The organism is Shewanella sp. SG41-4 (assembly GCF_014164505.1).
Classification (GTDB): domain Bacteria; phylum Pseudomonadota; class Gammaproteobacteria; order Enterobacterales; family Shewanellaceae; genus Shewanella.
Window position 1 is genome coordinate 24,152 of record NZ_JACJFI010000007.1, and the last position, 18,855, is coordinate 43,006.

Genomic DNA, 18,855 nt, shown 5'->3' on the forward strand with positions numbered 1-18,855 from the left:
TAACTAATCTACCGTTAGTCTATTGTTAGCACGACAATTTTTAACGGATGATTGTCATCAAACGCGGGGAAGTCTGGGTGGCAATCTAACCACTGAGTCGCAGTGACTTTACGGCCTTGCTTTTCTACGCAACGGACTAGGCTGTCGTACCATGCTTGGCGATCAACTTTAGCGACATTATTACAACAGACAATTTTACCGCCGACTTTTGTGGTTAATACTGCTGGTTTAAATAAACCTTGGTAATCATTGACTAAGTCGACAATGCCAAAGGCGCTTTTAGCAAACCGTGGCGGGTCTAAAAACACTAGGTCGAACTGAGTCACACGCAGTTTAGGGTATTTAGGCAGTTTTTGATTACGACGACCGCCAATAGGCAAACCCGCTAATTGACGCAGTGCCGGAAACGCATCACTTTGAACAAATTCACACACATCAGTGACATTGTTTAGCTCAGCATTTTTTTGTCCCGCAGCTAATGCAAATGATGAAAAGTCGACATTCATGACTTTACGAGCACCGCCCATCGCTGCAGCAGTACCAATACCACAAGTGTATGAAAACAAGTTTAGAACACTCTTACCTTGGCTGTTAGCGCGTACATATTCACGCCCAATACGCATGTCTAAAAATAGCAGCGGATCTTGACCTTCATGGCGCAACTTGGAGGTAAAAGCGATGCCATTTTCATGGATGACTTGCTCTGATTGCGAGAAGTCTTGGGCTTCATTTTCGGCATGATTGACCACACGAGAATGGCTGCCTGAGCGATCGTTATAGACGATATGATAGTCCGCGTGCGCAGTCAGTAGGCTTGATATGTCTTCAAGTTGCTGAGCCGATAAGGTTTGGTGAAATGTTTGAATCAGCCATGCATCGCCGTAACGGTCAATGTTAAGGCCATTTTCACCTTCAACGGTACCGTGAAAAACCCGATAACAATCAGTATTATCTTTGGCAGCTTGCTCAAAAAAAGTGGCTCGCTTGGCTAAAGCATCGGCTAAAACAGCTTGAATGGACATGAGGGCTCATTAAATGGTGTGGCTATTGGCGCGGATTATAGCAAACATTCTAACTTAGTGAAGTTGCAGTACAGACTATTAAGCGTCGCAATTAATCTGGTAGATGCACCTTAAAGGTTTTGTCTGCAATGATTTTGCCATTTAACTCCAGCGTCATGCGCCAATTACCGACTTTATTAGTGATCGGTGCCCAGATGCAATCACCCAGATAAAAGCGCCAATCATTTTCTTTGATAAATATCTCACCATCAAACGGTGGGCTAACATTACCGTCGTCATCGGTAATGTTAGGGTGGTAAATACAATAAGTGAGTACTTGGTTTTTAGCCTTTTTGATGCGCGTGATAAAGCCAAATTCGGTGTCGATAATCGCAGGCACATGAACTGTTGCCGCTAAAAATCGCGGTAATTCATCACTATCGCTATTCCATTGGCTAAAGAGTCCGCTATAAATAACGCTTACATCGGCTTTTAACTTACTCAAGGGCTATCCCTTTATAGAATGATATTTAGTGTTTATCGCTCAAGTGCTTAATCGCCGCTTGCAGAGCAAAATCATAACCTTGTGCGCCTAGGCCACAAATTACTCCTAGGGCTTTATCTGAAAAGTACGAATGGTGCCTAAAAGGTTCGCGGGCATGTACGTTAGATAAATGTACTTCAATAAACGGAATCGCTACCCCAAGTATGGCATCACGCAAAGCTACACTGGTGTGCGTAAAGGCTGCTGGATTGATAATAATAAATTGAGCGTCGGTAGCATGAATTGCATCAATCAATTGATACTCGGCATTGGACTGAATATGTTCAAGCGTAACGCCTGCCTGAGTCGCATTTCGAGTTAATTCGTCCACAATAGTGGTGAGTGTTTGGTGACCATAATGTCCGGGTTCGCGACGACCTAATAGGTTGAGATTAGGACCGTTGATCAATAAAACTTTTGCTGTTTGGCTCATGATGGTTCCTATAAAAATCGCAAGGTAAGTCGGCTTAATATGCAGCACAAAAGAGGGTTCAACAAGCATTCTTACCGAAGACGGTTATCAGGTAAACCAAAAAATGCTCAACTAGGGTAAGACCTTAGCCATTGAGTGATGGCGGATTCACTTTGTTGCTAATAATTTGCTAGTGATTTGCTAATGACTTGCCAAGAATTCGCTAGTGATTTTTCCATAATACGCTAGAAGTCAGATTTATTTTGGCGCATTGCTTTAGTGGCACCGCGTTGTTTTTTGGTTTCAATGCGTCGCTTTTGGCTGCCTTTTGTCGCCTTGGTTGGTATACGTGCTTTTTGTACTATGCCGACGCTTCTTACCAGTTCAATAAATTGTTCCAGTGCGGTTTGGCGGTTAAAGTCTTGGCTGCGTGATTGCTGACATTTTATAATCACTTTGCCACTTTTGGTAATCCGGTGATCGGCTTTTTCAAGCAACTTTTGTTGGTAGAACTCGGGCAAAGAAGATGAGGCAATATCAAAGCTGAGTTGCGCTGCTGTTGATACTTTATTGATGTGCTGGCCACCCGCACCACTTGAACGGACAAACTGCCATTCAATTTCGTTATCTTGCAATATGACGCGCTGAGTTATTTGTATCATTCTGTTGTCGTGTTCCCCTTAATTAACGGTCATAAACTTGTAACGCTGCTTATTGTTTTTAACGCGGCATGTTTATGTGCTGTGGTTACATTCTACCGCAATCTGGGAAACTTTTCAGGGTTGTCTGCAGTGACATGTATGGCAAGAAGTGGTTTAGCCTTAGCAAGGGTATCGAACTAAAAAGCCTGACAGGCCTCAGAGTTATGACATATTTAATGAAATAACTAGAATAGTTTTGCTATCATATCCGTCATTGTCGCTTTACACGATAACATCACCGTATAAAGTCTGTTCTATGGCCTAGTTAGAGGGCCGGAGTTGCCGTTATGTTATGCCAAATCCCCGATATCACTAAAGGTGTCATCAGCTTATTTGTCAGTGGCCGTTTATCGGCACAAGATTACCGTACCCGTTTACAGCCCGCCATTAAGAGTTATCGTAAAGACTGGAATCAAGTGTGTCTTTATATTGAAGCTGATGTGCTGTTGGAAGGCTGGGAGTTTGGCTCATTAACGGGTAGTGGAGAAGTTCAGCTACCTGCATTTGATGCGTTAGTGTTTGTGGGCGGCCCAGATTGGGTGGGTAATTCTGTTCGGCTGATGGGACCCTTTATGCAGGGCGAAGTTGCATGGTTTCCATTAGAGCGTAAACAAGAAGCCATTACTTGGATTGCCAAACGATCTCTGCGCTAGGGTCATTTTTGGCTGTTTTTTGCTCGGTTATCGCTTGTTTGTATCGAACTACGGTACATCATAAGTTTTGCCTTGTAGCTAATTGTCACAAACTACTGCAAAATTCATCTAGAAAGGTCAACAGACCCTAGTATTGATTTTATTACTTTAGAAAAGGATAGCTTATGTCATTGTCAAAGTTGTTTGCTGTATCAAGTGCGTTATTGTTAACCCTTAGCTTAACGGCATGTGCTCCAGAAGTGGGCAGTGAAGCTTGGTGTAAGCAAATGAAAGAAAAAGAAAGTGGTGATTGGACTGCCAATGAAGCAGCTGATTACGCTAAACACTGCGTATTTAAATAATATCGTTTAGGAGTGGGTGGTTGAGTTATTCCGTTTTGCCCTTTATGGCTAATATAGCCAAATTATTGATTGCTTTAGTGCTACTGCAATTTGTGGGTGCCAATTTAGGTGCGCATCAATTACACGTGGGCAACAGCAACGAAGAGCAAAATAACCACCCGCATCTTCAGTTCACTACCGAAGTGATAAGCATCGCCGAGTGTGTCGATTGTGCTTGTGCACTCAATGGTTCATTGCTGCACTCGGTTAATGATGACCATCAGCACGCTGACAATATTACCGATATTGAGCAAGTTGATGTGTGTTTAGATTGTCAGTGTCATGGTGGTCATGTGGCACTTGCTAATCTTAACGAGAATATAGCTAGTGACCATTTTCATGACCTTTATGCAGACACTAAGCTGAACTATTTACCTCCTGAGTCTTTCCCTACTTATCGTCCTCCCATCGTTTAATTCCTTTAAAACACGTTTGTACTGTTTAGCTTCACCTCTATATTCGCTGTTATTGTGCTAATGAATGCTTTTTTGCATTCCATTATGGCGTGATATCTCGCTTGTAATGACGGTGGCTAAGCCTATTTCCGTTGATATTTATTGTCGACGGTCTAGATTGTTTTTAGGATTAACCATGAAAACCAAATCAGTCCAAGTACGACCTTTATTGGCAGCGTTGAATGCCAACGCTATGTTGAGTCATTTTGTGAGTCGTGCTCCGTTAAATGTTGCGCCATGCACTCAGCTCATCTCTCCGTCAAGCATTCGGCAATATGACCGCACTAACTCCAGCGTTTCGCGAGCATTATTGTTCAGTGTAGCGCTATTGCTATCATTATTTGCACTGTCTAGTTCGGCTGTGCAAGCCAGCAGTGAATCAACAGAGGCCGCTCATCTAGAGTCGTTGTTAACCTTAAGTGCAGAGCAGCGCCAGCTGGCGGGAGTGGAAGTGGCTGAGTTAAGTGCGACTGCGTTTAATTTACAGGCAGTCGCTACAGCTCAGCTGGTTGTTGATAAAGACAAAACCATTACCATAGCGCCGCAATTAGATATGCAGGTGCTTAAGCGCCATGTGGTGCCAGGGCAACAGGTGCAAAAAGGCCAACCATTATTGACTATCGGTGGGGCGGATATTGCTGCGGCGCAAGCTGATTACGTTAATGCAGCAACGGAGTGGGATCGCATAAAGCGCATGAGCAAAGGAACGATTAGTGCCAGTCAGCGGATGCAAACTGAGGTCAATGCAGAGCTTAAACGTGCCATTTTACAGTCGGTAATGATGTCCAAACAACAGATAGCCGAGCTAGCAACGTCGCCTGGTTCAATTGGTCAGTTTCAGTTGTTGGCTCCTATAAATGGCCGTGTTCAGCAAGATGTTGCCACAGTAGGACAAGTGCTAACCGCGGGCACACCTTTGATGCAACTAACCGATGAATCGTATTTGTGGGTAGAGGCTGAACTGACGCCATTACAAGCAGATCAAGTCAATATGGGCACCGATGTTTTGGTGCGAGTAGGAAGCCGTACTCGAGATGGTGTCATTATTGGGCGTTCGCATGAAATTAACTCGCAAACCCGCACTGAGCAAGTGTTGGTGCGGATGGCAAATCCAGGTCATGACTTACATGCTGGCGAGTTTGCCGAATTATACCTAGCAGCAAATCAAGGGGCTGAGCCGCTTGGATTTATTGTGCCAGATGCAGCGCTAACACGCAGTGGTGACGGTGATTGGCAGGTGTTCATAGAGCAAGACGGTGGATTTAGTGCAGTAGAGGTTTCTGTGGTGGAGCGTCAACGCGGACTGAGTTTTATTCGTGGTTTAGTACCACAAACTCGCGTTGTTGTATCTGGTGCTTTTTTCTTAGCATCTGAGCAAGCAAAATCTGGCTTTGATATCCATAACCACTAAGCGCTAAGGCATCATAATGTTATATAAATTAATTGAGATTGCCGTTGAAAAGCGGTTATTGGTGTTACTTGGATTACTGGCCACTGTGGTGGCATCGGTATTCATGTTACCAAAACTAAATTTAGATGCGTTTCCGGATGTCACCAATGTGCAGGTGACCATTAATACTGAAGCGGAAGGTTTGGCGGCAGAAGAGGTCGAGAAGCTGATTAGCTATCCTGTCGAATCGGCAATGTATGCATTACCGGCGGTGACCGAGGTGCGTTCATTATCACGTACTGGCTTATCGTTAGTGACCGTGGTGTTTGCCGAAGGTACTGATATTTATTTTGCTCGTCAGCAAGTGTTTGAACAACTGCAAGCTGCAAAAGAGTCGATTCCTGCGGGTGTTGGCACCCCTGAAATCGGCCCAAACACTTCAGGTTTAGGGCAAATTTATCAATACATTTTACGGGCCGAGCCCGAAACCAATATCAGCGCATCTGAGCTGCGTAGCTTAAATGACTATTTAGTGAAGCTGATATTAATGCCTGTGAGTGGCGTGACTGAAGTGCTTTCATTTGGCGGCGAAGTGTTGCAATACCAAGTGCAAGTTGACCCTAATAAACTGCGCAGTTATGGCTTGTCGCTGACCCAAGTTAGCCAAGCATTGGAAAGTAATAACCGTAATGCTGGTGGTTGGTTTATGGACCAAGGCCAGGAGCAATTAGTGGTTCGTGGTTATGGTTTGTTGCCCGCTGGCGACGCAGGTTTACAGGCCATTGCCGACATTCCGTTAACCGAAATCAATGGCACGCCAATACGAGTGGCCGACATTGCTAATGTGGCTTTTGGTAGCGAAATAAGAGTCGGTGCAGTGACCATGTCGCGCAGGCAAGCAGCGGCTAATGGCTCGTCGTCCGATGTACAAGCGCTGGGTGAAGTGGTTGCTGGCGTTGTGCTTAAACGCATGGGCGCCAATACCAAAGCCACTATTGATGACATCAATTCACGTATTAGTTTAATTGAGCAATCCTTGCCAAAAGGAGTGTCATTTGAGGTGTTTTACGACCAAGCGGATTTAGTCGATAAAGCGGTCACGACTGTGGTTGAAGCGCTATTGATGGCCTTTGGATTTATCGTGATTATTTTGGCGTTATTTCTGGTCAATATACGGGCGACATTGTTGGTATTACTGTCGATCCCAGTGTCGATCGGGATCGCGTTATTGATCATGTCTTATTACGGCATGTCAGCTAACTTAATGTCTTTAGGTGGTCTTGCTGTTGCGATCGGTATGCTAGTTGATGGTTCAGTGGTGATGGTCGAAAACATCTTTAAACATGTTAGCGGCCAAACTGGCGCCAACCAATCTGCTGATGTTCATTTTGATAGTGATAGTGATAGTGATAGTGATGTTGATGTTGATAGCGAATCTGATTCACAAACCCAAAGCATGGCGATTAGGATCATTCTGGCGGCAAAAGAAGTGTGCAGTCCTATCTTCTTTGCAACAGCGATTATCATCGTAGTATTTATGCCGTTATTTGCCCTAGAAGGTGTAGAGGGTAAATTATTTCAACCCATGGCAGTGAGCATTATTCTCGCCATGATGGCGGCATTAGTAGTGGCGTTATTTGCGGTGCCTGCATTGGCGGTGTTTCTATTTAAACGCGGTATTGTGGTACGTCAAAGCAAGGTGTTGGCACCCATTGACGCAGTCTATCGACGAGTACTGACACTGGTGCTATCAAGCCCTAAATCAGTGATGTTAGCGGCAGTTGTTTTGTTTGCTGCAAGCATGCTGTTATTGCCAAAGTTGGGCACTGAATTTGTGCCTGAATTAGAAGAGGGCACCATCAACTTACGGGTGACACTGGCGCCTACAGCCAGTTTGGCCACTTCGGTTAACGTCGCGCCTAAAATTGAAGCCATGCTGCTTGAGTTTCCCGAGGTGGAATATGCGTTAAGTCGAATAGGGGCTCCCGAACTTGGCGGCGACCCTGAACCTGTGAGTAATATTGAAATATATATTGGCCTTAAACCAATAGCGCAATGGACATCGGCAAGCGATCGCTTTGAGCTACAGCGTTTGATGGAGCAACGGCTAGCGATATTCCCAGGATTATTGTTAACCTTCTCACAACCGATTGCTACTCGAGTCGATGAGTTGTTATCGGGCGTTAAAGCGCAGTTAGCGATTAAGATATTTGGTCCAGATTTGAGCATCTTGTCGGAAAAAGGTCAGGTGTTAACCGATTTAGTCGCTGCCATTCCTGGGGCGGTTGATGTGTCGCTAGAGCAAGTCAGCGGTGAAGCCCAGTTAGTGGTTCGACCTAAACGTGAAGTCCTTGCTCGCTATGGTATTAGCGTCGATGAAGTCATGAGTTTAGTCACTCAAGGTATTGGTGGTGCCAGTGCAGGCCAAGTGATTGATGGTAACGCCCGTTATGACATTAATCTACGATTAGCAGCGCAATATCGTAATGCGCCAGATGCGATTGAAGACTTGCTACTCAGTGGTGCTAATGGCGCGATTGTACGCTTGGGCGATCTCGCTGATGTGGTGATTGAAATGGCACCGCCGAATATTCGTCGTGACGATGTACAGCGCCGAGTAGTGGTGCAAGCTAATGTATCGGGGCGTGACATGGGTTCAGTGGTCAACGATATTTATGCCATTGTGCCGCAAGCAGACTTACCTGCGGGCTATACGGTTGTGGTGGGCGGCCAATATGAAAACCAGCAACGGGCGCAACAAAAGCTAATGTTGGTGGTGCCCATTTCTATCGCACTTATTGGCTTATTGTTGTATTTCTCGTTTGGTTCACTCAAACAAGTGGCATTGATTATGGCTAACGTACCATTGGCATTAATCGGCGGCGTAGTGGCTTTATATGCCACCGGCACCTATTTGTCGGTGCCCAGTTCAATCGGCTTTATCACCTTGTTTGGTGTTGCTGTATTAAATGGTGTAGTGCTGGTGGACTCGATTAACCAGCGCAGACAATCAGCAGATGAAAGCCTGTACGACAGTGTTTATCAAGGCACGGTAGGGCGGTTACGTCCGGTGTTAATGACAGCACTCACCTCTGCATTGGGGCTGATCCCTATCTTGTTATCATCTGGCGTGGGCAGTGAAATTCAACAACCACTAGCGGTGGTGATCATTGGCGGCTTGTTTAGCTCAACTGCTTTGACTTTACTGGTTTTACCGACGGTTTATCAGTGGTTGTATCGAGATAAGTTATCATCGAGATAAAGCCAATTAGCTAAATAACATTTCAATTTTAAGCCTAATTATCTGATTAGGCTTTTTCATTTTTATTCGTAAATCGCTCGAAAATAAACCTTGCTTATTTAAGATTACAGTTGTAATTTAAATAGACAGATTACATCTGTAATCCATTTATAATCTAATAAGTTCTAACAACAAATGAGCGGTATCGCATGAAAGAAATCAGCAATAGTGAATTAGTCGTGTTGCAGCAGCTTTGGCAGCAGTCGCCATTGACCTCGAGTGAAGTGGTTGATGCATTAGAGCAAAGCCATGACATGCATGAAAAAACGGTTAAAACTTTGCTTAATCGTTTAGTCAAAAAGCAAGCCGTCAGTTTTGAAAAACAAGGTCGGGTTTACCATTACTCACCTTTAATTGCTGAGCAGGACTATACCGTTAAAGAATCGCTTTCTTTTGTAGACCGCATGTTTGCTGGCAAGTTAACCCCATTGGTTGCCGGTTTTGCACAAAAGAACAAGCTGTCGGCAGAAGATGTCGCCGAACTGCAAACCTTACTTGATGATTGGCAAAAGGAACAAAAGTGATGATCAATTGGTTTATGGAACAAACCATCTCATTGAGCGTGGTGTGTTTGGCTTTACTGGTAATGCACCGGTTTATATTGTCTAAATTTGGGGCGCACTATACCTATTTTATATGGATATCCGTGCCACTCTTAATCTTTGCAGATTTACTGCAAATAATATTACCACACCACTTTAGCTGGTTTGGTAGCAATAACGCAGCCTCAATCATCCAGCAGTATTATGTGTTTGCTAGCGATACCGCTGCGCTGTCGGCAGGCTTACTTGACCTGTTATACCTGCCTTATCTCTACGGTATCGTTATCACGTTATTAGTCGCGAATATCGTGATGGAATACAGCTACCTGCAACGGTTAATCCAGCGTGGACGTCAGCTAGATATTACTTCTGTAAAGCTTAACGTATTAGCCCATCCAGATATTGAATCACCTATGCTCGCAGGGTTTATTACCCCCAGTATTTTGGTGCCAACAAGCTTTACTTTACTGGAAGAAAGCCAGCAGCAAGCCATTATTCAGCATGAGATTTATCACTATCAACGTGGTGATTTATGGGCAAATGCCCTGGCTTATGGATTAACCGTATTGTTTTGGTTCAATCCGTTGATGTGGTTGAGCTATCGCCGTTTTAGACAAGATCAAGAATTGTCATGCGATGCGCAGGTAACTGCCAGCATGAAAGCCCAAGCTAAAATTGCCTATAGCAGAACACTATTGGCCTATTCACAACATGCACCTTTGAGCATGTTACACACCCATTATGGGGATAAAACCATCTTAAAAGAGAGGATCTTACAGATGAAAAAGCAACATGGAAAAAGCACCTTAGCATTGATTGGAATGACATTTGCTATTGGTGTTGGTGCCTTTATGTTTAATCAGCAGGTATTTGCAGGTAATAATCTTAGCGTTGAAAATAAAGCCGATGCTATGGCGATGCCTGTGATAAGAATTGAGCCTAGCTATCCAATTGATGCCGCTAAAGAAGGGCTTAATGGCTATGTGCAAATGTCATTTGATATCAGTCAAAATGGCAGTGTGAGCAATGTTAGAGTGACCAAGTCGTCGCCGAAACAAGTGTTTGATGCATCGGCTGTTGAGGCACTTGAACAATGGAAGTATCAACCCTCTGCAACTGGGTTTAAAGACCTACAAGTACAGTTAGACTATGTGATCCATCAGCCTGATAAATCAGTTGAAAGAATCACGGTAAAATAACTAATAACAAAGATACTGAAAATGATTCAATGCCTCATTGCTATGAGGCATTGAATCATTTTTATAGATCTGGCTTTTTGGGCTGCAGTTTTAGCCCTAGTTTATTGGCGAGCGGCTCGATAGCGGCGCCTTGGACAATGACCGACATCAGTACAATGAAAAACACCATGTGGATCATTTCACGCGACCCCTCTACTCCTGCTGCAGCGGGAATAAGCGCGAAAACAATTGGCGTAGCACCTTTTAATCCGATCATAGAAACAAACAAGCGTTTGCGCCAATTAGCTTGTTTAAATGGTAAGTAACACAGCTGCACAGCCAGTGGGCGCGCGACGACAATAAGCAATATAGCCGGTAGCAATGAGGCTATGAACACAGGCATTAATTGTTGCGGGAATATCTGTAAGCCTAAAATGATGAACATTAATGACTGCGCTAACCACGATATACCATTAAAGAAATGCTTACTGACTTCGGCGCCCTTCTTTAAATAGTTGCCGATGATCACCCCAGCAATATAAACCGCAATAAGCTCGTTCCCCCCTAAGATTTCGGTACTTGATACTGTAATGGCAAAGCTGGCCAAAATAAAAACGGGGATAAGTCCAAATTCAGGCAGTTTAATGTTATTAAGTGCCCAAACGGCTAATTTACCCATTATTAACCCAACGACAGCCCCAACACCAATTTGCTGGCCGAGACTCGATAACACTGAAAGTGCTGTGGGTGCGCCGTTGGCACTATTGATAATAAAGTCGGTTAACATCACCACCATTAGTAAGGCTACAGGGTCATTGGTAGCCGATTCGAATTCTAAAATAGTGCCAGTACCGTGTTTTAATTTAAGTTTTTTCGACTCTAAAATAGAGAATACGGCCGCCGCATCGGTAGACGACACCACTGCGGCAAACAACATGCAAGTAATGAGGTTAAAGTCGAGTAATGCATTCAATATAAAGCCAAAAATAATGGTAGTGAATATCACCCCCACAGTGGATAACATGCCACCTTCTTTCCAAGAAAACTTAATGTGTTTCATTGGGGTATTGAGGCCACCCACAAATACTATGGTGTTTAATGCTAAGGTGCCAATCACTGAAGTAAGTTGCAGGTCGTCGTATACAAAACCAAATTCACCATTGCCAAATGCCAAGCCGACACCCATAAAGATCAATAACGACGGTAAGCCTAATGTTTTAGAAGGGTGATGGAGTAAAATGCCAATCGCAATAAGTATGGAGATCCCTAAAATAATAATATCAGGTGGCATATGGGCAACTCCTTGCGTGGGAAGATTGTATCAAATGGCTATTTTAACACTAAAATCGTCTAAACTTATTTCATGAGCATTTATTAATATTTTTTATCTTCAGTATCTGGTTGATTATTGTCGCTGCCGTTTATTGATTAAACTATATAGGTGTAATTAATAGCCTCTCGCAATAACCTTTTTGTTAACACATCTTGCTTAGTTATCTTGCTTAGTTATCTTGCTTAATCATCTTGTTGATAGTGGATGCGACATTTTTAGTTAACATATTGACCTCATAAGTGAGGTGTTAATATTAACGTAGACAGTGTAAATCGGAGTCAACATGGCAATATTCATTAGTGTGTGGGGCGTAATTACGTTTAGTTTTGGCCTGTTCATGCTGTTGGCTCCTACACGATTTGCTGACCAAATTGTCCGTTTTAGCTACCAACGTTATTTCCATTATGCTGAAATTATATCGCGGTTAGTCCTCGGGACTGTCTTACTGTTAGACGCGCATAACACTTCATCGCCATTAGTGTTTGAAGTGATAGGTAATTTGTTGTTTATTATTGCCGTTTTCCTTGTTTTTATGACTGAAAAACACCACAAAAAGTTTGCTTTATGGTCTGCCTCATATTGCGTTAAAGCATTTAGGCCCGCGGGATTGTGTGCCATTATTTTTGGTTTGTGGACCGTTTATGTTAGCTATTATTAAGTTGATTGGACCTAAAACGTTATATTTTCGCTTTTTTTGTTAAAAATTTATGCCATTCAAATATCCTCCTAAGCTGCATAGCCATTGGACTTGCATATTTCTGTAATGTTAATGAAATGTGAGTGTCATGTTTACGCAGTCTTTTTGTCATTTTCGCAGGTTAGCTTGTCATCCAGCCGATTTACTCACACGCTTATATCCGCCTTCGGAGATGATAATGGAACTGAAAAATATTTTTAAACTCACTGCACTTTCTACAGCCCTTGCTGCAACATTAGGGCTCGCTGGTTGTGGTGGTGATATTAATATCAATACTGGTAGCGATACTGTTACACCGACTACGCCAACAACTCCAACTACACCCACTCAGACAGCTCAAGAAAAATCATACAGTGGCTTTGCAACTAAAAGCACCACAATGACGGCCGTAGATGGTAAAGAAGTTTGGGTATTAAAAGGTACATTAGCCCCTTCAACAGCAGCATCAACAATTACCACCGGTGGCCAAGATGGCGACAAGATTGTGTTGGGTAATGACGTGGTATGGCATCTTGATGGCGCAGTGATCGCTGGTGGTGATAATGCCAATTCAGTTGAGTTATCGATATTACCTGGCACCAAAATTTTAGGTGGCAGCGATTCTTATTTAGTGGTTAGCCGTGGTTCTAAAATTATGGCTGATGGTACGGCAACTGCCCCTATCGTATTTACGTCTGTTGAAACGGCTTTAGGCCAAGAAGGTAAAGCGGGTCAGTGGGGTGGTTTAGTGTTACTGGGTAATGCGCCTGTAAACACCTGCCCAGATTTAACTAATTGTTCAGCGTCTTTTGAAGTGGGTAACCACAGCTACGGTGGTAATGACACCGAAGACAATTCAGGTTCAATCAAGTATGTACGCGTTGAGTTTGGTGGTTTCAAAATCAATGACACCCAAGAAATGAACGGCATTAGTTTTGCCGGTGTGGGTGCGGGTACTGAAGTTGACCACGTACAAGTTCACATGAATAACGATGACGGTTTTGAATTCTGGGGCGGTAATGTTTCAGTATCAAATATCGTACTGACAGAAAACTTTGATGACTCGTTTGATTGGACTAACGGTTGGCAAGGTAGCGCGCAGCACGTTTATATTCGTCAAGCTGACAATGCTTCTAACCGTGGTGTTGAAGCCGACAGTAACAGTGACGCAAGTGCTGTACCTATGTCAAAACCAGTGTTAGCTAACTTTACTATTCAGGTTGCAAACGGCACCAACAGCGGCGGTGACGATGCGGAAGGTATTTTATTCCGTAAAGGCACTGGCGTGAATACCTATAACATTCTTGTTAAAGGTGACGTTGATTCTGGCGAATGTTTAGAAGTTAACGATGACAATACCGTTAACAACGCCAACACTGCTGAATTGACGATGCAAAACAGCTTAATTGACTGTGTTGAACCGTTCAAAAATGCCAAGGCAGATGCGGCAGCGGGTAACACGCTAACACTAGACGTTGAAGCATGGTTTAACGGTCAAGAAGGTAACCTTGTTGGTGCGGCTGATTTAACAGATTACATGCCAAACTCTTCATCTGTTGCACTTACTGGCGGTAAAGTGAGTTTAAGCAATTTAGATGCTCGTTTAGTTGATGCTGACTATATCGGCGCATTTGATGGTACCAATGATTGGACCACAGGTTGGACAACAGCCATTCATGATGATGTAGTGGCTACGCCAACAGAACTACCAGTAATGACGTCTTGTCCTGTAGGCACAACAGCTTCAGCTGCGGCAACAGGTTTATACAAAGACGCATCAATTACGTTAATTTGTACCCTTGAAGGCAATGTCTTAAGCAACACGACGCTTCTCGCTGGCCAAAACGTAATGTACAAAATTGATGGCGGAGCAGTAGTCGTGGGTGGTGATAACACAACACCTGCAACATTAGCCATTCAAGCGGGTACTAAGCTATTCGCGACATCTAACAGTTTTATCGCGGTGAGTCGTGGCTCAAAAATTATTGCTCAAGGTAGTGCAACTCACCCAATTGAAATGACCTCTGAAGAAGATGTGATTGCGGGTGCAAGTGGCGAACGTGGTCAATGGGGTGGTTTGGTTATTCTAGGTAATGGTTTAACCAACACATGTCCTGATCATAATGCTTGTTCAGCGTCGTTTGAAGTCGGTGACTTTCCATACGGTGGTAACAACAACGCTGATAACAGCGGTCAAATCAGCTACGTAGTGATTAAGTATGCTGGCTTTAAAGTGAATGATACTCAAGAAATGAACGGTATCTCATTTGCGGCAGTGGGCAGCGGAACTCAAGTAGACCATATTCAAATTCACGCTAACGGCGACGACGGTGTTGAGTTTTGGGGTGGTGCAGTTAACTTGAAATATGTGTACTTAACAGCCAACTTCGATGACAGCTTAGACTGGACTAACGGTTGGACAGGTAAAGCGCAGTTTGTGTATATCACTCACGAAGACGGTAATGCAAACCGTGGTATCGAAGGTGATAGCCATAAAGGTGCTACGGATACTCCGGTGTCAGCGCCTAAATTAGCTAACTTCACTATTTTACCGGGTACAGATATTGCTAACGCAAGTGGCGATAAAGGTGAAGGTATCTTGTTACGTGTTGCTACTGCTGGTGAGTTATACAACGTGTTAGTTCAAGGTCGTAAAGGCAGCACTGCTGATACTGAGTCTGGCGAATGTTTAGAGTTAGATGGCTCTTACGCTGGTTTAGTCGACAACGTAAACAACAGCACTTTAACTATGTCTCATTCAATTATCGACTGTAACGAGCCCTTTAAGTACAGCTCTGATAATGCCGCAACAGCAGACGCTGTGAATGTTGAAACCTGGTTCATGGGCCAAGAAGGTAACTCAACAGCTGCAGTGACTATCACTGACGGTATGCCAGCAGCTACAGATACAACGCTACTTGGCAAAGGTAAAGACTTAAGCACAGATGATAGCTTCTTCGAATCAACCAACTTTATTGGTGCATTCGATGGCCAGAATGACTGGCGTCAAGGTTGGGCTTACTTTCCACAGTAATCACCTCGATAACGTTAATTTGTGACCTATTAATAGCCGCCCGCAAGGGCGGCTATCTCTGAACCGCATACAGGATAGTTAAGTATGAAAACCAAGCCGAGTTTTACCGTTAATAAGTTAAGCCTTGCCATTATCTCTGTGATTTCTGCGGCGACACTTTTAACAGCTACCCCCGTATACTCGCAAGAACCAGCGCCTGTTCGTGATCCTGGTGAAGTGATTCCAATTGAACCAATCGAAGTAATTTCAGTTACCGGGCGTCTACGTAGCTCTGCATCAGAAGCAACTGAAGAACGTCGTGAACAAATTGCTGTAGCCGATATTATGGGCTCAGAACAAATTTCAAGAACCGGTGACGGTGATGCAGCCGCAGCGCTTCGTCGTGTGACAGGTTTAACCTTAAAAGATGGCAAATTCATTTATGTTCGTGGCTTAGGTGAGCGTTATTCAAGTACCTCACTGAATGGCGCGACAGTGCCATCGCCAGACCCAACCCGTAACGTAGTGCCTTTAGATATGTTCCCTGCATCGATCATTGAATCGTTATCGGTGCAAAAGTCTGCCTCAGCCAATTCTCCTGCCGCATTTGGTGGCGGGCATGTTGATATTCGCACTAAATCAATTCCGGCCGATTTCTTCTTTAAGGCAAGTGTTGGCGGCCGTTATAACACCAATGACTCAAATGACAGCTACACCTACAACGGTGGTGGCGATGATTGGACTGGCCAAGACGATGGCACTCGCAGCATGCCAAGCAACATTAATAACACCATTAATCAATATGGTGGAATTAGCCCGATTGATATCGTGAGCAATTCTAATGGCGCTATAAATTACCCTGCAGCACAACAAGTTAACCGCGAATTGGCACTAGACATGTATCGCGATATGACGGTGCGCAGCCAAAGTACAGACCCTGCAATGCGCGGCGATATCGCCATTGGTGATCGTTGGGATATTACCGACGATATTATCTTTGGTGCATTGTCAGCCGTGTCTTACAAGAAACAAGCTGAAAACTACACTAAACGTGAAGTTGAGCTTGATGGTGATAGCAGCCAAGTACAAGTTGAAAACCAGAAAGACATCGTCGGTACAGACTCAATAGTCCAAGTGTCTGGCATGCTTAACTTAGGCTTAGAGATTGGCTACAACCATAAAATCGAAACCTTCACTACTTACCTGCAAGACACTTCTGATGACGTGTCTATGGGGATTGAAGAAACCATCGATACCTTGGGCGAACCAAATGCACTGCAAGTTTACGCCATTGATTACGAAGAACGTTCGCTTATCAGTAACCAAATTAAAGGGCATCATTTTGTTGAATATTTGAATGACTCTGAATTTAATTGGAAGTTTTCTGATGCACGCTCTGAGCGTTATGCCCCGAATGAAGTGTCGTATACCTACAACGTGATTTTAGATGAGAGCAATCAATTATTATCACGTAATCTCAATACTCAAGATGCACCCAAGTATGTTTATAGTCGCCTAGAAGATGACAGCCAAAACTATGGTTGGGACTTTATGTACCCCATTAATCTAGACGGTGCAGTGGTTAAACTGACTACCGGCTATGAATACTTTGAGCGGACTCGCGAAAGCTATGCAACTCGCTTAGGTTTTGATGTTGATTTAAGTCCAACCGATGCCAATGGCGCTATTTTATCCGGTGATTTTAATGAGATTTTTTCTGATGAAAACATCACCGACAACACCTTAGGGCTAGAGCTTAAAGACGCATCAACCGACACAGAAGACTACATTGCCGCCGAGAAAAACGACGCTGCGTTTGTGAGCATGGACATCGACTTTGACGATGTTTGGCGGGTCTATGCTGGTATTCGTTATGAAGATTTTCGTCGCGTCACTTTGCCTATCGACCCTGATGGTGAAATATCAGATGAAGGTGGCCGTTATCAGTTATCTGACTACGTGATAGCAGAAGACGGTTGGTTCCCATCGTTGTCATTAACCTGGAAGCAAACCGACACCACCCAATGGCGTTTTGGCGCGAGTAAAACCATTGTACGACCAGATCTACGTGAAGTGTCACCGGTTCGATTCCAAGACCCGGTTACTGGTTTTGACTTCTTTGGTAACCCAGAGTTAAAGAGTTCAGACATTCTTAACCTAGATTTACGTTGGGAATACTATTCTGATTCAGGCAATAATTTCAGCATGGGCGCATTCTATAAAGATGTAGACGCACCGATTGAACCTATTCAACGTATTTCAGAAGCTGGGCGTCAGCTAAAGTTTTATAACGCGCAGTCGGGCTATGTGTACGGCCTTGAAACCGAGTTCTTACAAGAGCTTGAGTTTTTGGGTAGCGATGGCAGTATTTGGGAAGACTTCTTTGTTGCGGGTAACTTAACCCTTGGCGACTCAGAAATCGATATTGCTGCTAACGGCGAAATTGACCCAACCAATAAAACCCGTCGTATGACTGGGCATTCACAATGGGTGGCTAACTTGCAGTTAAGTTACGACTCGTCAGACAGTTATCACAGTGCCACATTGGTGTATAACGTGTTTGGTGAACGTATTGCTTACGGTGGCCGTGGTGGTTTAGACGATGTTTTAGAAAAGCCATTCCATAGCCTTGATTTTACGTATAGTTTCTTCCCGACAGATAGCGTTACGGTAAAAGTAAAAGCGAAAAATATCTTAGGTGAAACCACTGAATACGAACAGCAAGATCTGCAAGTGTACGCCAAAGACCCTGGCACAGAGTTCACCTTGCAGTTTAGCTATGAGTATTAATAGGTTTAATAGCCATATGTAATCGTCACGCTCAAGAGTCACGTTTAAAAGAGTACTTGTTTTTAGCGGTTTTTACTCATCATTTCAATCGCTAAAAATGTGCATGGCCACTTTCTTCGGAACAAAGAAAGTGGCCTTTTTTGTTTAAGCATATTATGAAATTTATGCCGGTAATGCGCTTATATACATCCAAAAGAGCAGGTCAACAGCATGAGTGTGCGCTTTTTACTCACAATGAATGATTTCAATATAGAATCACTTCCAATCATTCATGAAGAGAAAAAAGTTATGATCAAATGTAGTTTGAAAAATATACTGAGTCTGTTCGTAAAACGTTCGTAATCTCGCCCAGCCCAAATATCACTTCACCAATTTTCTTGGTCAGATATCTAGCTTGTTGAATGATGTTATCCATTCTTAACTTACCATCATTATTGACGGCATCAGATTGTAAGAACTGTTCTAGTCGTGCATACCATTCTTCTG

General features: G+C 43.6%; 16 protein-coding genes. 10 read left to right on the forward strand and 6 right to left on the reverse strand.

The genetic code is table 11. The annotated features are described in order from the left end of the window. Positions 1-14: 14 nt before the first annotated feature. From H5202_RS01740 to arfB, 4 genes are all read right to left on the reverse strand, one after another. Entirely contained in the window at positions 15-1,022 is a 1,008-nt protein-coding gene (locus H5202_RS01740; RefSeq protein ID WP_059745752.1) for a class I SAM-dependent rRNA methyltransferase, read from the reverse strand. 91 nt (positions 1,023-1,113) lie between these two features. Beyond that, positions 1,114-1,506: a DUF3859 domain-containing protein gene (locus H5202_RS01745; RefSeq protein WP_182770400.1), complete on the reverse strand. Its 393-nt coding sequence runs from the start codon at positions 1,504-1,506 to the stop codon at positions 1,114-1,116. 25 nt (positions 1,507-1,531) lie between these two features. Next, on the reverse strand, positions 1,532-1,978 hold the full coding sequence (gene aroQ, locus H5202_RS01750; RefSeq protein ID WP_011639010.1) for a type II 3-dehydroquinate dehydratase: 447 nt from the start codon (positions 1,976-1,978) through the stop codon (positions 1,532-1,534). A gap of 224 nt (positions 1,979-2,202) precedes the next feature. Next, positions 2,203-2,619 (reverse strand): alternative ribosome rescue aminoacyl-tRNA hydrolase ArfB, encoded by a 417-nt coding sequence (gene arfB, locus H5202_RS01755; RefSeq protein WP_123776674.1) that lies wholly within the window; start codon positions 2,617-2,619, stop codon positions 2,203-2,205. Between the two features lie 326 nt (positions 2,620-2,945). On the opposite strand from arfB, the gene H5202_RS01760 reads away from it, so the two are divergent. From H5202_RS01760 to H5202_RS01790, 7 genes are all read left to right on the forward strand, one after another. Then, positions 2,946-3,311 carry an STAS/SEC14 domain-containing protein gene (locus H5202_RS01760; protein WP_101085080.1) on the forward strand — a complete coding sequence of 122 codons (366 nt, stop codon included), beginning with the start codon at positions 2,946-2,948 and terminating at the stop codon, positions 3,309-3,311. Between the two features lie 164 nt (positions 3,312-3,475). Then, complete coding sequence (locus H5202_RS01765; protein ID WP_011639007.1) at positions 3,476-3,652, forward strand: DUF3012 domain-containing protein; 177 nt, start codon at positions 3,476-3,478, stop codon at positions 3,650-3,652. A 44-nt stretch (positions 3,653-3,696) separates the two neighbouring features. Further along, positions 3,697-4,107: a hypothetical protein gene (locus tag H5202_RS01770; RefSeq protein WP_182770416.1), complete on the forward strand. Its 411-nt coding sequence runs from the start codon at positions 3,697-3,699 to the stop codon at positions 4,105-4,107. A gap of 175 nt (positions 4,108-4,282) precedes the next feature. Further along, entirely contained in the window at positions 4,283-5,557 is a 1,275-nt protein-coding gene (locus H5202_RS01775; protein ID WP_259397157.1) for an efflux RND transporter periplasmic adaptor subunit, read from the forward strand. Between the two features lie 16 nt (positions 5,558-5,573). Further along, positions 5,574-8,798, forward strand: coding sequence for an efflux RND transporter permease subunit (locus tag H5202_RS01780; RefSeq protein ID WP_182770401.1), 3,225 nt, complete (start codon positions 5,574-5,576; stop codon positions 8,796-8,798). Between the two features lie 188 nt (positions 8,799-8,986). Further along, positions 8,987-9,361, forward strand: a complete 375-nt coding sequence (locus H5202_RS01785) for a BlaI/MecI/CopY family transcriptional regulator (RefSeq protein WP_101085084.1) — start codon at positions 8,987-8,989, stop codon at positions 9,359-9,361. Beyond that, entirely contained in the window at positions 9,361-10,578 is a 1,218-nt protein-coding gene (locus tag H5202_RS01790; RefSeq protein ID WP_182770403.1) for a M56 family metallopeptidase, read from the forward strand. The genes H5202_RS01785 and H5202_RS01790 overlap by 1 nt, the downstream gene beginning before the upstream one ends. A 61-nt stretch (positions 10,579-10,639) precedes the next feature. On the opposite strand, the gene H5202_RS01795 is transcribed toward H5202_RS01790, so the two are convergent. After that, entirely contained in the window at positions 10,640-11,848 is a 1,209-nt protein-coding gene (locus tag H5202_RS01795) for a potassium/proton antiporter (protein ID WP_182770406.1), read from the reverse strand. A 325-nt stretch (positions 11,849-12,173) separates the two neighbouring features. On the opposite strand from H5202_RS01795, the gene H5202_RS01800 reads away from it, so the two are divergent. The 3 genes from H5202_RS01800 (at position 12,174) to H5202_RS01810 (ending at position 18,369) form a co-directional block, all read left to right on the forward strand. Next, positions 12,174-12,548: a hypothetical protein gene (locus tag H5202_RS01800; protein WP_182770407.1), complete on the forward strand. Its 375-nt coding sequence runs from the start codon at positions 12,174-12,176 to the stop codon at positions 12,546-12,548. 217 nt (positions 12,549-12,765) lie between these two features. After that, on the forward strand, positions 12,766-15,600 hold the full coding sequence (locus H5202_RS01805; protein WP_182770409.1) for a hypothetical protein: 2,835 nt from the start codon (positions 12,766-12,768) through the stop codon (positions 15,598-15,600). Positions 15,601-15,684: 84 nt separating this feature from the next. Further along, a complete protein-coding gene (locus H5202_RS01810; protein ID WP_182770412.1) occupies positions 15,685-18,369 on the forward strand; it encodes a TonB-dependent receptor domain-containing protein in 2,685 nt (894 codons plus the stop codon). A 292-nt stretch (positions 18,370-18,661) separates the two neighbouring features. Here H5202_RS01810 and H5202_RS23915 read toward each other — a convergent pair. Further along, positions 18,662-18,855, reverse strand: a 194-nt coding sequence (locus tag H5202_RS23915; RefSeq protein WP_220493739.1) for a hypothetical protein, incomplete at its 5' end; no start/stop codon positions are given.

What these genes read in the sequence shown, in the direction of transcription:
- H5202_RS01765 (WP_011639007.1), top strand. Translation starts at nt 3,476, where the DNA reads ATGTCATTGTCAAAGTTGTTTGCTGTATCAAGTGCGTTATTGTTAACC.
- H5202_RS01760 (WP_101085080.1), top strand. Translation starts at nt 2,946, where the DNA reads ATGTTATGCCAAATCCCCGATATCACTAAAGGTGTCATCAGCTTATTT.
- H5202_RS01770 (WP_182770416.1), top strand. Translation starts at nt 3,697, where the DNA reads ATGGCTAATATAGCCAAATTATTGATTGCTTTAGTGCTACTGCAATTT.
- H5202_RS01790 (WP_182770403.1), top strand. Translation starts at nt 9,361, where the DNA reads ATGATCAATTGGTTTATGGAACAAACCATCTCATTGAGCGTGGTGTGT.
- H5202_RS01800 (WP_182770407.1), top strand. Translation starts at nt 12,174, where the DNA reads ATGGCAATATTCATTAGTGTGTGGGGCGTAATTACGTTTAGTTTTGGC.
- arfB (WP_123776674.1), bottom strand. Translation starts at nt 2,619, where the DNA reads ATGATACAAATAACTCAGCGCGTCATATTGCAAGATAACGAAATTGAA.
- H5202_RS01810 (WP_182770412.1), top strand. Translation starts at nt 15,685, where the DNA reads ATGAAAACCAAGCCGAGTTTTACCGTTAATAAGTTAAGCCTTGCCATT.
- H5202_RS01795 (WP_182770406.1), bottom strand. Translation starts at nt 11,848, where the DNA reads ATGCCACCTGATATTATTATTTTAGGGATCTCCATACTTATTGCGATT.
- H5202_RS01775 (WP_259397157.1), top strand. Translation starts at nt 4,283, where the DNA reads ATGAAAACCAAATCAGTCCAAGTACGACCTTTATTGGCAGCGTTGAAT.
- H5202_RS01740 (WP_059745752.1), bottom strand. Translation starts at nt 1,022, where the DNA reads ATGTCCATTCAAGCTGTTTTAGCCGATGCTTTAGCCAAGCGAGCCACT.
- H5202_RS01780 (WP_182770401.1), top strand. Translation starts at nt 5,574, where the DNA reads ATGTTATATAAATTAATTGAGATTGCCGTTGAAAAGCGGTTATTGGTG.
- aroQ (WP_011639010.1), bottom strand. Translation starts at nt 1,978, where the DNA reads ATGAGCCAAACAGCAAAAGTTTTATTGATCAACGGTCCTAATCTCAAC.
- H5202_RS01805 (WP_182770409.1), top strand. Translation starts at nt 12,766, where the DNA reads ATGGAACTGAAAAATATTTTTAAACTCACTGCACTTTCTACAGCCCTT.
- H5202_RS01785 (WP_101085084.1), top strand. Translation starts at nt 8,987, where the DNA reads ATGAAAGAAATCAGCAATAGTGAATTAGTCGTGTTGCAGCAGCTTTGG.